At 70.3% G+C, this 12,630-nt stretch carries 11 protein-coding genes; 6 read left to right on the top strand and 5 right to left on the bottom strand.

Annotated features, from left to right (window positions below; translation table 11 throughout):
- From Q9R08_RS08280 to tkt, 3 genes are read right to left on the bottom strand one after another with little or no spacing between them, the layout of a single operon-like run.
- A complete protein-coding gene (locus tag Q9R08_RS08280; protein ID WP_308867429.1) occupies positions 1-1,641 on the bottom strand; it encodes a glucose-6-phosphate isomerase in 1,641 nt (546 codons plus the stop codon).
- A complete protein-coding gene (gene tal, locus Q9R08_RS08275; protein WP_308867427.1) occupies positions 1,638-2,759 on the bottom strand; it encodes a transaldolase in 1,122 nt (373 codons plus the stop codon). The genes Q9R08_RS08280 and tal overlap by 4 nt, the downstream gene beginning before the upstream one ends.
- 18 nt (positions 2,760-2,777) lie before the next feature.
- Positions 2,778-4,880: a transketolase gene (gene tkt, locus Q9R08_RS08270; RefSeq protein WP_308867425.1), complete on the bottom strand. Its 2,103-nt coding sequence runs from the start codon at positions 4,878-4,880 to the stop codon at positions 2,778-2,780.
- A 334-nt stretch (positions 4,881-5,214) separates the two neighbouring features.
- Between tkt and Q9R08_RS08265 the strand changes: the two genes are divergently transcribed.
- The 3 genes from Q9R08_RS08265 to Q9R08_RS08255 all read left to right on the top strand — a co-directional run bounded on the left by Q9R08_RS08265 (position 5,215) and on the right by Q9R08_RS08255 (position 7,922).
- The gene (locus Q9R08_RS08265) at positions 5,215-6,180 is read left to right on the top strand and encodes a heme o synthase (protein WP_308867423.1); all 966 of its coding nucleotides are present in this window, start codon (positions 5,215-5,217) and stop codon (positions 6,178-6,180) included.
- A gap of 84 nt (positions 6,181-6,264) precedes the next feature.
- Positions 6,265-6,618 carry a YciI family protein gene (locus Q9R08_RS08260; RefSeq protein WP_308867422.1) on the top strand — a complete coding sequence of 118 codons (354 nt, stop codon included), beginning with the start codon at positions 6,265-6,267 and terminating at the stop codon, positions 6,616-6,618.
- Between the two features lie 98 nt (positions 6,619-6,716).
- Positions 6,717-7,922, top strand: a complete 1,206-nt coding sequence (locus Q9R08_RS08255) for an RNA polymerase sigma factor (RefSeq protein WP_308867421.1) — start codon at positions 6,717-6,719, stop codon at positions 7,920-7,922.
- Positions 7,923-7,989: 67 nt separating this feature from the next.
- Here the strand turns inward: Q9R08_RS08255 and Q9R08_RS08250 are convergent, their stop codons facing one another.
- Together Q9R08_RS08250 and Q9R08_RS08245 are read right to left on the bottom strand one after the other, a co-directional pair.
- Positions 7,990-8,385 carry a dinucleotide-utilizing enzyme gene (locus Q9R08_RS08250; protein WP_308867419.1) on the bottom strand — a complete coding sequence of 132 codons (396 nt, stop codon included), beginning with the start codon at positions 8,383-8,385 and terminating at the stop codon, positions 7,990-7,992.
- Positions 8,386-8,479: 94 nt separating this feature from the next.
- The gene (locus Q9R08_RS08245) at positions 8,480-9,436 is read right to left on the bottom strand and encodes a COX15/CtaA family protein (protein ID WP_308867417.1); all 957 of its coding nucleotides are present in this window, start codon (positions 9,434-9,436) and stop codon (positions 8,480-8,482) included.
- Between the two features lie 258 nt (positions 9,437-9,694).
- On the opposite strand from Q9R08_RS08245, the gene sufB reads away from it, so the two are divergent.
- Genes sufB through Q9R08_RS08230 form a run of 3 tightly spaced genes read left to right on the top strand, consistent with a single transcriptional unit; the run spans position 9,695 to position 12,627 of the window.
- The gene (gene sufB / locus Q9R08_RS08240; protein ID WP_308867416.1) at positions 9,695-11,113 is read left to right on the top strand and encodes a Fe-S cluster assembly protein SufB; all 1,419 of its coding nucleotides are present in this window, start codon (positions 9,695-9,697) and stop codon (positions 11,111-11,113) included.
- Positions 11,114-12,301: a Fe-S cluster assembly protein SufD gene (gene sufD / locus Q9R08_RS08235; RefSeq protein ID WP_308867415.1), complete on the top strand. Its 1,188-nt coding sequence runs from the start codon at positions 11,114-11,116 to the stop codon at positions 12,299-12,301.
- Positions 12,298-12,627 (top strand): non-heme iron oxygenase ferredoxin subunit, encoded by a 330-nt coding sequence (locus tag Q9R08_RS08230; RefSeq protein WP_163619466.1) that lies wholly within the window; start codon positions 12,298-12,300, stop codon positions 12,625-12,627. The genes sufD and Q9R08_RS08230 overlap by 4 nt, the downstream gene beginning before the upstream one ends.
- Positions 12,628-12,630: the final 3 nt, after the last annotated feature.

The raw sequence follows: 12,630 nt of genomic DNA, 5'->3' as shown, positions 1-12,630 counted from the left end.
CTACTGGGCCGCTTCGAAGAGCGAGAGCACTTCGATCTGGGGATCGGTGAGGGTCAGGGTCACGACCGGTCTGCCGTGGCCATCGGCGAGAACGGCCGCGTCTCCCGCGGCCTGCGCCTGGATGAGCTGGCCGAACGTGAACGGCCGGCCGGGGATCTCGAGGTCGACGTCGGTCTGCTCGAGGATCTGGAGGAACACGCCGTTCGCGGGGCCGCCCTTGTGGTACTGGCCGGTCGAATGCAGGAACCGGGGGCCCCAGCCGAACGTGGTGGGACGCCCGGAGTCCGCGGCGACGAGTTCGCGCAGGCCCGCGAGCTGCGACAGCTCGAGCCGGTTGACGTACGCCTGGATCGCGACGTACCCATCCTCGGGCAGACGTGCCCACAGCGCGTCGAGCACACCGGCGACGGTTCCGGATGCCGCGAGCGCGGGGTCGGAGACCCGCACCTCGACGCCCTCCACGGCGAACGCCGGAGCCGTCGGCTCGGGGCGCGCGTCGAGGAGGCCGCGCGCGGCCACCTTGGCGGATTCGACATCGGGCTGATCGAAGGGGTTGATCCCCAGCATCCGTCCCGCGATCGCCGTCGCGTACTCCCACACGACGAACTGCGCGCCCAGCGAGCCGCTCACGAGCAGCTCGCCCTCGTGGTGCTCGAAGAGGTGGAACTGCTTGGCCTCGTCGACGAGGCGCACGATCTGCAGGTCCGCCGGCTTCGCGTCGACTTCGGGGGAGACCGGGAGCAGGACGACGGGCAGGATGCCGGTGCCGTTCTTGCCGGTCGACTCGGCGACGAGCTGCTCGATCCAGTCCGGCAGGCCCACGATGTGCGTGCCGTCGGTGATGAGACCCAGCTTGTCCTTGCGGGAGGCTGCGCCGTCGACCTCCTGGCCGCCCGCGATCGCCGCGGCCAGTACGAGCGCCGGGTTGTCGGGGCTGTCGATAGACACCTCGAGCAGCGTCGCCTCTGCCTCGTCGAGGAGCTCGGAGATGTCGGCGCCGGCAAGACCCGCCGGCACCAGCCCGAACGCGGTGAGTGCCGAGTAGCGGCCGCCGACGGTCGGATCGGCGTTGAAGACGGTGTATCCGTCCGCCCGCGCCTCCTGGTCCAGCGGGGAGCCGGGGTCGGTGACGACGACGATGCGTTCGGCCGGGTCGATCCCCAGGTCGCGGAACGCCGCCTCGAACGCCCGCTTGGCCGAGTCGGTCTCGACGGTGGAGCCGGACTTCGACGACACGACGAGCGCCGTGCGCGTGAGGTCGCCCGCCTGCGCGTCGCCGTCGATCGCCGCGAGCACCTGGCCGGGAGCCGTGGAGTCGAGGATCACGAGGGGCACACCGGAGGTCTGCGCGATCACCTCGGGAGCGAGCGACGAACCGCCCATCCCCGCGAGCACGATGCGCGTGACGTTGCGCGAGCGCAGCCGCTCGCGGAGGGCCAGGATCTCGGCGACCAGCGGGCGCGAGACGCTGACGGCCTCGACCCAGCCCAGGCGTCGCGACGCCTCGTCCTCGGCCGCAGGACCCCACAGCGACGCGTCGCCGCCGGTGATGCCCGATGCCACGAGGCTCGACACGAGCTCGGGCAGCGTGGCCTCGACGACGGACTTGACGTGTCCGCTGAGGTGGATGTCGAAGCTCATCGGGTGGCCTGGAGCGCGTCCTCGAGCGCCGTCTTGACGGTGCCCTGCAGGTCGTGCCAGGAGGCGATGAACTTGTCGACCCCTTCGTCTTCGAGGACCTGGGTGACGTCGGCGAAGTCCACGCCGACGGCGGCGAGGCGGTCGAAGACCTCGTGCGCGGCGGCGTAGGTGCCCGTGACGGTGTCACCGGCGATCTGGCCGTGGTCGAAGGTCGCCTCGAGCGTCTTCTCGGGCATCGTGTTGACGGTGCCGGGGGCGACGAGCTCGGTGACGTAGAGGGTGTCGGGCAGGGACGGGTCCTTGACTCCGGTCGACGCCCACAGCGGCCGCTGGAGGTGCGCGCCGGCATCCGTCAGCGCCTTCGCGCGGTCGGTGGCGAACGCCTGCTCGAACAGCTCGTACGCGAGACGGGCGTTCGCGACGCCGGCGAGCGACTTGAGCCCCGTGGCCTCGTCCGTGCCGATGGCGACGAGCCGCTTGTCGACCTCGGTGTCCACGCGCGAGACGAAGAACGACGCGACCGAGTGGATCTTGGAGATGTCGTGGCCGTTCGCCTGCGCCTGCTCGAGGCCCGCCAGGTAGGCGTCGATGACCTCGGAGTAGCGCTCCAGGCTGAAGATCAGCGTGACGTTGACCGAGATGCCCTCGCCGAGCACGGCCGTGATGGCGGGAAGGCCGGCCTTCGTGGCGGGGATCTTGATGTGCACGTTCGGGCGATCGACGGTGGCCCACAGCTCCTTGGCCTGGGCGATCGTCGCCTCGGTGTCGTGGGCGAGGTCGGGGGAGACCTCGATCGACACGCGGCCGTCGACGCCGTCCGTCGAGTCGTAGACCGGGCGGAAGATGTCGGCCGCGTCGCGCACGTCGTCGGTCGTCGCGGCGAAGATCGCGTCGTCGACCGACGCGCCGGCCGCAGCCAGCTCCGAGATCTGCGTGGCGTAGGAATGCCCGCCGCCGCCGATCGCGCCCTGGAAGATCGTCGGGTTCGTCGTGACGCCGCTGACGTTGCGCGTCGAGATGAGCTCGGTCAGATTGCCCGACGTGATGCGCTCGCGCGACAGGTCGTCGAGCCAGATGCTCACGCCCTCGGCGACCAGCTTCTCAGTGGGGGTGCTCATGCTGCCTTCTCCTCGTGCTTAAACGTCGCTCGCGGCCGCGAGCGTCTCGCGGGCGGCCTGGACGACGGCGTCGGCGGTGATGCCGAACTTCTGGAACAGGGTCTTGTAGTCGGCCGACGCGCCGAAGTGGTCGATCGCGACGGAGCGGCCGGCGTCGCCGACGATGCCGCGCCAGGTGAGCGCCGAGCCCGCCTCGACCGACACGCGCGCCTTCACCGCGGCGGGCAGGACCTTCTCGCGGTAGGCCGCGTCCTGCTCGTCGAACCACTCGAGCGAGGGCGCCGACACCACGCGGGCGTTCACGCCCTCGGCGGCGAGCGTCTCGCGGGCCGACACGGCCAGCTGCACCTCGGAGCCGGTCGCGATGAGGATCACATCGGGCGTGCCGCCCGGCGCCTCGGCGAGGATGTACGCGCCCTTGGCGACGCCGTCCGTCGACGCGAAGACGTCGCCGTCGGCCTCACCCTGACCCCGCTCGAACACCGGGATGTTCTGCCGGGTCAGCGCGATGCCGATCGGGCCTCCCTGGCGACGGACGATCTCGAGCCACGCGGCCGAGGTCTCGTTCGCGTCGGCGGGGCGCACCACCGTGAAGTTCGGGATGGCACGCAGCGTCGCGAGCTGCTCGACCGGCTGGTGGGTGGGTCCGTCCTCGCCGAGCGCGACGGAGTCGTGCGTCCAGACGAAGATCGACGGGATGTCCATCAGCGCGGCCAGCCGCACCGAGGGGCGCATGTAGTCGCTGAAGATGAGGAACGTGCCGCCGAAGGGGCGTGTCGGGCCGTGCAGCTTGATGCCGTTGACGATGGCGCCCATCGCGTGCTCGCGGATGCCGAAGTGCAGCACGCGGCCGTACGGGTCGCCCGACCACTCGTGCGTCGACCATTCGACCGGGATGAAGGACTTCGCGTCCTTGATCGTCGTGAGGTTGGACTCGGCGAGGTCGGCCGAGCCGCCCCAGAGCTCCGGCAGCTCGGCGGCGAGGGCGTTGATCACGATGCCCGACGCGGCGCGCGTGGAGACGTCCTTGCCCGCTTCGAACGAGGGGAGGGCTGCAGCCACGTCGGTGGGCAGCTCGCCGGACTCGAGGCGGTCGAACAGCGCCTTGCGCTCGGGGTTCGCCGCCGCCCAGGCGTCGAACGACTCCTGCCAGGCCGCGCGCTCCTCGGCGGCGCGGTCCTTCAGCGAGCGCGTGTGCGCGAGGACGTCCTCGGCGACGACGAAGGACTGCTCGGGGTCGAAGCCGAGCACCTTCTTCGTCGCGGCGAGCTCGTCGCCGCCCAGCGCGGAGCCGTGGATCTTGCCGGTGTTCTGCTTGCCGGGCGACGGCCAGCCGATGATCGTGCGGAGGATGATGAGGGACGGCTTGGCCGTCTCGCCCTGCGCCGCCTCGATGGCGGCGAACAGCTCGGCGACGTCCTCGACGTACTCGCCCGTCTTCTTCCAGTCGACGACCTGCACCTGCCAGCCGTAGGCCTCGTAGCGCTTGGCGACGTCCTCGGTGAAGGCGACGTTGGTGTCGTCCTCGATCGAGATCTGGTTCGAGTCGTAGATGGCGATGAGGTTGCCGAGGGCCTGATGGCCGGCCAGCGACGAGGCCTCGGAGGTGATGCCCTCCTGCAGGTCGCCGTCGCCGGCGATCACGTAGATGTGGTGGTCGAAGGGCGACGTGCCGGCGGCGGCGTCCGGATCGAACAGGCCGCGCTCGTAGCGGGCGGCGTAGGCGAAGCCGACGGCCGACGCGAGGCCCTGGCCGAGGGGGCCGGTCGTGATCTCGACGCCCTTCGTGTGCCCGTACTCCGGGTGTCCCGGCGTGAGCGAGCCCCAGGTGCGCAGCGCCTTCAGGTCGTCGAGCTCGAGCCCGAACCCGCCGAGGTAGAGCTGCACGTACTGCGTGAGCGAGGAGTGCCCGGCCGACAGGATGAACCGGTCGCGGCCCACCCAGTGTGTGTCGGCGGGGTCGTGACGCAGCACGCGCTGGTAGAGCAGGTACGCCGCCGGCGCCAGGCTCATCGCGGTGCCGGGGTGGCCGTTGCCGACCTTCTCCACAGCATCCGCAGCCAGGACGCGAGCAGTGTCCACCGCGCGCCGATCGATCTCATCCCAACGCAGTTCCGACACCGGGCCGCCTTTCTCGAGGAGGTGCGCCCAGAATGTGGCCGGCTCGCGGCCCTTGTCCGGATGGATAAGGGGGAATCGGCGACGGGCGCGCGTGTTTCTCAGCATAGCGAAGGGGTAGACCGCCGAGGCCATGCGAGACGTGTATGTGACGCAGTCTTGCGAAGGGCTGTGCGCCGTCCATGACATCCGGGTGTCGCGGGCGTCACGTTCTGCTCACCTGCGACGAACCCCCGTTGTGATCCGCCGCGCCGTCGAGGGCGGTCACCGGGCGCGGGGCGCGACACGCCGATGCCCTAGACTTGGGGCGAATCTGCAGGCGGCGATTGCGGGGGTCATGGACAGCACGAAGACGGCCGGGGCTGCGGCGGAGTCCGCACGCGCGGACGTGGGGACCCTCGACACACCCCGCCGGCCTCGGCAGAGCTTCGGCCGCACCATTCGCGCCTACGTCGCGCTGATGAAGCCGCGCGTGCTCGAGCTGCTGCTGGTGACGACGGTTCCGGTGATGATCCTCGCCGAGGGCGGCTTCCCGGACGTCTGGCTGGTCGTCGCCACCGTCGTCGGCGGCACGGCGAGCGCCGGCTCGGCGGCGGCATTCAACATGTACCTCGATCGCGACATCGACGCCCACATGCAGCGCACGGTGAACCGGCCGCTCGTCACGGGCGAGGTCTCGCCCCGCGGTGCGCTGATCTTCGCCTGGTCGCTCGCGGTGTTCTCGACGGTGTGGCTGTGGCTGACCACGAACTGGCTGGCGGCGACCCTGTCGGCGGCCGCCATCTTCTTCTACGTCGTGATCTACACGATGATCCTCAAGCGCCGCACGGAGCAGAACATCGTGTGGGGCGGCATCGCCGGGTGCTTCCCGGTGGTGATCGGCTGGACGGCCGTCACGGGCTCGCTGGCGTGGCCGCCGGTGATCCTGTTCGCGCTGGTGTTCCTCTGGACGCCGCCGCACTACTGGCCGCTGTCGATGAAGTACAAGGACCAGTACGAGGGCGTCCAGGTGCCGATGCTCGGAGCCACGCGCGGCGGCTCGCAGGTCGGCCTGCAGGTCATCCTGTACGCGTGGGCCACCGTCGTGTGCTCCCTGCTGCTGATTCCCGTCGCCGGCATGGGCCTGGTCTACACGGTGTCTGCGCTCGTCTTCGGCGGCTGGTTCATCTATGAGTCGCACGTGCTCTACAACCGCGCGGTGCGGGGCACCGAGCCGCGCCCGATGCGTGTGTTCCACGCCTCGATCACGTATCTGACCCTGCTCTTCGTCGCGATCGCCGTCGACCCGCTGCTGCCGTTCTGATCCGCGGCCCTGTCGATTCCGGCGGGGGCTCGTTCGTCGGATGGATGAGGGGCACAATGCCTCTCGACGGCGAAGGAGGACGGCATGGCGCAGTATCTGATCCTAATCTACGGCGACGAGGCGCAGTGGGACGCCCGCAGCGAAGACGAGAAGCGGGCGGTCGATGGCGCTCACGCCGCGTTCCGCGAACGCGGCGGCTCGGCGATCATCGCGTCGGGCGAGCTGGAGTCGAGCCGGATGGCGACCACCCTGCGCGCCGGTCGAGAGCGGCCGCTCGTGACGGACGGTCCCTTCCTGGAGACCAAGGAGGTCCTCGGCGGGTTCTACCTCGTCGACGTGCCCGACCTCGACGCGGCGCTCGGCCTGGCCGGCCTGCTGCATGAGACCTCCGAGGGCCACGGCGGCGTGCAGGTGCACCCGCTGGTGGATCACTCCTAACGATGGTTCCCACGTCCGCTCCATCGGGCGCCGGCGCCGGCGCGGCGCACGGGACGTCCGGCCGGCTGGGCCCAGCCGGGGCGTCGACGGCTCCTGGCGTGCAGGTCCGCGTCGCTCTCGCCGGCGCGCATCGCTCCGAGTGGGCGGCGGTCGTCGCGGCGACGGCGCGGCTCACCGGCGACCTCGACCTCGCCGAGGAGTGCGCGCAGGAGGCGTTCGCGCGGGCGGTCGATCTGTGGCCGACGCGCGGCATCCCGGATCGTCCGGGTGCGTGGCTGACGACGGTCGCCGCCAACCGCGCGAGGGACGTCTTGCGACGGGAGGCCGCGTTGCGGCGCCGCCTCCCGCTGCTCGTCCGGGAGGACGTGCCCGCCGACGAAGAGTCATGGCACTCGGACGATCGGCTGCGGCTGATCTTCACCTGCTGCCACCCCGCCCTCGCCCGCGAGGCGCAGGTCGCGCTCACGCTGCGGCTGGTGTGCGGCGTGTCGACGGGCGACATCGCAGCGGCCTTCCTCGTGGGCGAATCCGCGATGGCGGCGCGCGTGACGCGCGCGAAGCGCAAGATCGCCGCGGCACGCATCCCGTTCCGCGTGCCGGACGCCCGGGAGCTTCCCGAACGCGTCGGGGTCGTCTGCGATGTGCTCTACCTGGTGTTCACCGTCGGGCACGCGCCGCCCTCCGGGGATGCCGTCGTCCGGACGGACCTCGTGGAGGAGGCCATCGCGCTCACCCGGATGCTGCACGGACTGCTGCCCGCCGATCGCTCGGTGGCGGGGCTGCTCGCCCTCATGCTGCTCATCGACGCCCGCCGCGACACCCGCGACGAGCTGCTGGCCGACCAGGACCGCACCCGGTGGGACCGCGCGCTCATCGACGAGGGCCTCGCGCTGCTCGCCACCGCGTCGAGGGGGGCGGTGGACCGCTTCGCGATCTCGGCCGCGATCGCCGCTGTGCACGCGCAGGCGCCGACGTGGGCGGACACCGACTGGACGCGGATCGCCGACCTCTACCGGCTGCTGGCTCAGGCCTGGCAGAGCCCCGTGGTCGCTCTGAACAGCGCCGTCGCGGTCGGCATGCGCGACGGGCCTGCGGCCGGGCTGGCGGCCGTCGACGCGGTCGCCGCCGATCCTGCGCTCGTGCGATACCCGTACCTGCCCGCGGCGCGGGCCGCGTTCCTCATGGATCTCGGCCGCTGGGCCGAGGCGGCCGACGCGTACGCGGAAGCCGCCCGGCTCGCCGGGAGCGAAGCGGAGCGCCAGCGGCTGCGCGAGCAGACCGCGCGGGCACGGTCGCTGGCCTGACGGCGCGGCGCAGGCGGATACGAAGAAGCCGCAGAGAGCACGGGGCTCCCTGCGGCTTCCACGTCTATCAGCGCGAGGCGACGGGTGCGTCGACCTCGGTGTCGACGGCCGGCTCAGCGGCGTCGGTGCGCTCGGGCGCGGCGTCGATCGTGTCGGCCTCGGAGTCCCAGTCGATGGGCTCGACGACCTCGACCGGCGCGTGCGGGCGCAGCGTCGAGAGGGCGGCGATGCCGAGCGCGAGGAGGATTCCGACGATGCCGGCGCCGATGAGGATCCCGCCGAGCTGGGCGATGGACTGGCCGACGTAGACGTCGACACCGGTCGCGGTGCCGTCGGTCAGGGTCGTCGTCATCGAGGCGATCTTGTCGGTGGTGATGAACCAGCCGCCGGCGACGGTCGCCAGCGAGACGACGACGAGGCCCCAGAACGGGATGCTGCGGATGAGACGGGGACGGGTGGACATGTGTCGATCACTCCTCGGGATGCGCGACCCGTGGTGGCCGCGGCATCCCACCCTCGCAAAGGAGTCCGTGCGACGCCAATCGGGTTGCTATGGATCAGCTGTGGACGCTCTGGCGCGCGGTCGCCTTGAGATGCATGACGACGGCCGTCATCGCGGCGACGAGCCCGACGGCGAGCACCATGTGGATGTTGACGAGCACGATCGGCAGCCCGGTCCGCGCCTGCCAGAGTCCGACGACGATCTGAACGAGTTCGATTCCGAGGAGGAGCAGCGTCCACAGGCGCAGACGCAGCGCCGGGGGAGTGCGCCACGAGCCGGCCACCAGCACCAGCGTGAGTGTGAAGGTGATGTATCCCGGCCACGCGTGGATGTGCTGCATCAGCTCGGGGTTGAGGCCGTTGCGGGCGGCGCCGCCGTCGCCGGCGTGGGGGCCGGAACCGGTCACGAGGATGCCGACGACGACAGTGAGGAGGACGAACGCCGTCGTCACGTGCGTCACCGCGGCGTACCAGCGGGGCACGGCGAGCACGCGCGGGCCGGGCTCGGCGTACACGCGCACCACGAGCACGGCAGCCAGCGCGACCAGCAGCACCGACGCGAAGTAGTGCAGGCCCACGACGTAGGGGTTGAGGTTCGTCAGGACCGTGATGCCGCCGATGACGGCCTGCAGGGGCACATAGAGGCCGATCAGCAGAGACAGCCAGAACAGGTCGCGGCGCTCGCGGCGCATGCGGACGACGAAGAGGAACATGATGATCGCGACGGCGACCAGCACGAAGGTCAGCAGGCGATTGCCGAACTCGATGAAGCCGTGCACGCCCGAGACCTCGGGGACGGGGACGAACGAGTCCTCGTTGCACCGCGGCCACGTGTCGCAGCCGAGGCCGGAGCCGGTGAGGCGGACGAGGCCGCCGGTGCCGACGATGCCGATCTGAACCACCAGCGTCGCCCACGCGGCCGCGATCACGCGGCGGTCGACGCGATCGGGAAGCCACAGCCAGAAGCGCTGCAGGATTCCCGGGGCCGTCGTCGTGGACTGTTGCGCGGACATGCTGGTCGTCGCCTCCTGGCAGAGGCTCCGAATGCCGCGCGTGACGTACGGGGCGCGTCCGCGTCGGGGTGGAACCTGTAGAATCGAGGGGTCGGTAGCGGTGCAGTTCCCAGCACCGCGCACCACTGACAGTCTAGGCGCGATGATCGGCGCCGCTTGAGAGGGCCCGAGAAGCGGCATCCCCCCTCCGGTATCTCCACCGGAGAACACGGATGCCGGGGCGGATCACACCGCTAGGACCCGGAGGAGAACGTGACGATGTCTGATGTGCTGATCGATCGCCCGGAGCTGGACAGCCTGGGTGTCTACGAGTTCGGGTGGCATGATGCCGACGCCGCGGGAGCCGTGGCGAAGCGAGGCATCGACGAGTCCGTGGTGCGTGGCATCTCGGCGCTCAAGAACGAGCCCGAATGGATGCTGAAGACCCGGCTGAAGGGCTATCAGCTGTTCGGCCGCAAGCCGATGCCGACCTGGGGCGCCGACCTCAGCGAGATCGACTTCGACAACATCAAGTACTTCGTGCGCTCCACCGAGAAGCAGGCGGGGTCCTGGGAAGAGCTTCCCGAGGACATCCGCAACACGTACGAGAAGCTCGGCATCCCCGAGGCGGAGCGTCAGCGCCTGGTCGCGGGCGTCGCGGCCCAGTACGAGTCCGAGGTCGTGTACCACCAGATCCGCGAGGACCTCGAGGCGCAGGGCGTCATCTTCATGGATACCGACACCGCGCTGCGCGAGCACCCCGAGTTCTTCGAGGAGTACTTCGGCACGGTCATCCCGGCCGGCGACAACAAGTTCGCGGCGCTGAACACCGCGGTGTGGTCGGGCGGCTCATTCGTCTACGTGCCGCCGGGCGTGCACGTCGAGATCCCGCTGCAGGCGTACTTCCGCATCAACACCGAGAACATGGGCCAGTTCGAGCGGACGCTCATCATCGCGGACGAGGGCTCGTACGTTCACTACATCGAGGGCTGCACGGCCCCGATCTACAAGAGCGACTCGCTGCACTCGGCCGTCGTCGAGATCATCGTGAAGAAGAACGCCCGCGTGCGCTACACGACGATCCAGAACTGGTCGAACAACGTCTACAACCTCGTCACCAAGCGCGCCGTGGCCCACGAGGGCGCGACGATGGAGTGGATCGACGGCAACATCGGCTCCAAGGTCACGATGAAGTACCCGTCGATCTTCCTGATGGGCGAGCACGCCAAGGGCGAGACGCTGTCGGTCGCCTTCGCCGGTCCGGGCCAGCATCAGGACGCCGGCGCGAAGATGATCCACATGGCGCCGTACACGCAGTCGTCGATCGTGTCCAAGTCGATCGCCCGCGGCGGCGGCCGCGCCGGCTACCGCGGCGAGGTGCGTGTGGACGCGAACGCCCACCACTCGGCGAACACGGTGCGCTGCGACGCGCTGCTGGTCGACACGATCTCGCGCTCCGACACGTACCCGGCGATCGACATCCGCGTCGACGACGTGCAGCTCGGTCACGAGGCGACGGTCTCGAAGGTCAGCGAGGAGCAGCTCTTCTACCTCATGAGCCGCGGGATGCCGGAGGACGAGGCCATGGCGATGATCGTGCGCGGCTTCATCGAGCCGATCGCTCGCGAGCTGCCCATGGAGTACGCGCTCGAACTCAACAAGCTCATCGAGATGGGCATGGAAGGATCCGTCGGCTAGATGAGCCCCACCACTGAGGCCCCCACCATTCCCGGCGCGAAGGGCCACACCGATGGCGCCGGCGCGTTCGTGCCGGTTCAGACTCGCTCCGAGCGTCCCTGGTCGTTCGACCCCGCCGACTTCGAGGTGCCCACCGGCCGCGAGGTCAACTGGAAGCACACGCCGACCGCCAAGGTCCAGCCGCTGTTCGTCGACGAGACAGGACCGCACGGTGTGGTCAACGTCGACGTCGACGCACCGGCCAGTCTCGTGCAGGAGCGACTGACCATCGGGACCGCCCCCCGCGGCGAGGTGTTCCGCCCCGAGGATCTGCCGAGCGCTATCGCCTGGAAGCAGGAGACCGAGGCGCCGCTGCTGCGGATCCCGGCCGGCGCCGAGTACACCGAGCCGATCGTGGTGTCGCTGACCGGCACCGGCGGCCTGGCGCACGCGCACGTCGTGGTCGAGGCGCAGGCGAACTCGCACGCCACCGTCGTGTTCCGCCACAGCGGCACCGCCCAGCACGCGCAGAACGTCGAGATCATCGTGCGCGAAGGCGCACACCTCGAGCTCGTGACCGTGCAGCGGTGGGACGACGACGCCGTGCACGTCGCTTCCCACCAGGCCCGCGTCGAGCGCGACGCGACCCTCCGCCACGTCGTCGTCAGCTTCGGCGGCGGCGTCGTTCGCGTCAACCCGACGGTGGAGCTCGCCGGCACCGGCTCGCGCGCCGAGCTCTACGGCCTCAGCTACTCCGACTCGGGGCAGCACCTCGAGAGCCAGGTGTACCTGCACCACAAGGGCGCCGAGACCTCGGGTGACGTGCTGTACAAGAGCGCGCTGCAGGGCGCGGCAGCCCGCACGGTGTGGATCGGCGACGTCCTCATCGGACCGGATGCCGTGGGCACCGACTCGTACGAGGCCAACCGCAACCTCGTCCTGACCGAAGGCGCGCGTGCCGAGTCGATCCCGAACCTGGAGATCGAGACCGGCGACATCCGCGGCGCGGGCCACGCGAGCGCCACCGGGCGCTTCGACGACGAGCAGCTGTTCTACCTGCAGGCGCGCGGCATCGCCGAGGAGGAGGCGCGACGGCTCGTCGTGCTCGGCTTCCTCGCCGAGATCGTGCAGAAGATCGGTGTCGCAGACCTCGAGGCGGAGCTGTTCGCCGCGATCGAGGAAGAACTCGCCAAGGAGGCCGGCCGATGACCGCGCAGCGCGTGTGCGCCCTCAGCGACCTCGTCCAGGACGAGGCCCGCCGTGTCGAGGTGGACGGCGTCGCGATCGCCCTGGTGCTGGATTCCAGCGGCGAGGTCCACGCGATCGGCGACGTCTGCACCCACGGCGACATCTCGCTGTCCGAGGGCTTCGTCGACGGCGAGTCGCTCGAGTGCTGGGCCCACGGCTCGGCGTTCTCGCTGCGCACCGGCAAGCCCCTCAATCTCCCCGCGTACGAGCCGGTCCCCGTGTTCGCGGTCACCGTCGACGGCGACGACGTGCTCGTCGACGCGACCGTCACGCTCGAAGTGAACTGAAGA

Origin of the sequence: Microbacterium psychrotolerans (assembly GCF_031085295.1) — a bacterium.
In the GTDB taxonomy this organism is placed as follows: Bacteria; Actinomycetota; Actinomycetes; order Actinomycetales; family Microbacteriaceae; genus Microbacterium; species Microbacterium psychrotolerans.
The sequence above is the reverse complement of the archived record's forward strand: the minus strand, read 5'-3'. Positions and strand labels throughout refer to the sequence as shown.

Bases quoted from the DNA above. Each gene is read 5' to 3' on its own strand.
- Q9R08_RS08280 (WP_308867429.1), bottom strand. From the start codon at position 1,641: ATGAGCTTCGACATCCACCTCAGCGGACACGTCAAGTCCGTCGTCGAG.
- tal (WP_308867427.1), bottom strand. From the start codon at position 2,759: ATGAGCACCCCCACTGAGAAGCTGGTCGCCGAGGGCGTGAGCATCTGG.
- Q9R08_RS08265 (WP_308867423.1), top strand. From the start codon at position 5,215: ATGGACAGCACGAAGACGGCCGGGGCTGCGGCGGAGTCCGCACGCGCG.
- Q9R08_RS08260 (WP_308867422.1), top strand. From the start codon at position 6,265: ATGGCGCAGTATCTGATCCTAATCTACGGCGACGAGGCGCAGTGGGAC.
- Q9R08_RS08250 (WP_308867419.1), bottom strand. From the start codon at position 8,385: ATGTCCACCCGTCCCCGTCTCATCCGCAGCATCCCGTTCTGGGGCCTC.
- Q9R08_RS08245 (WP_308867417.1), bottom strand. From the start codon at position 9,436: ATGTCCGCGCAACAGTCCACGACGACGGCCCCGGGAATCCTGCAGCGC.
- sufB (WP_308867416.1), top strand. From the start codon at position 9,695: ATGTCTGATGTGCTGATCGATCGCCCGGAGCTGGACAGCCTGGGTGTC.
- sufD (WP_308867415.1), top strand. From the start codon at position 11,114: ATGAGCCCCACCACTGAGGCCCCCACCATTCCCGGCGCGAAGGGCCAC.
- Q9R08_RS08230 (WP_163619466.1), top strand. From the start codon at position 12,298: ATGACCGCGCAGCGCGTGTGCGCCCTCAGCGACCTCGTCCAGGACGAG.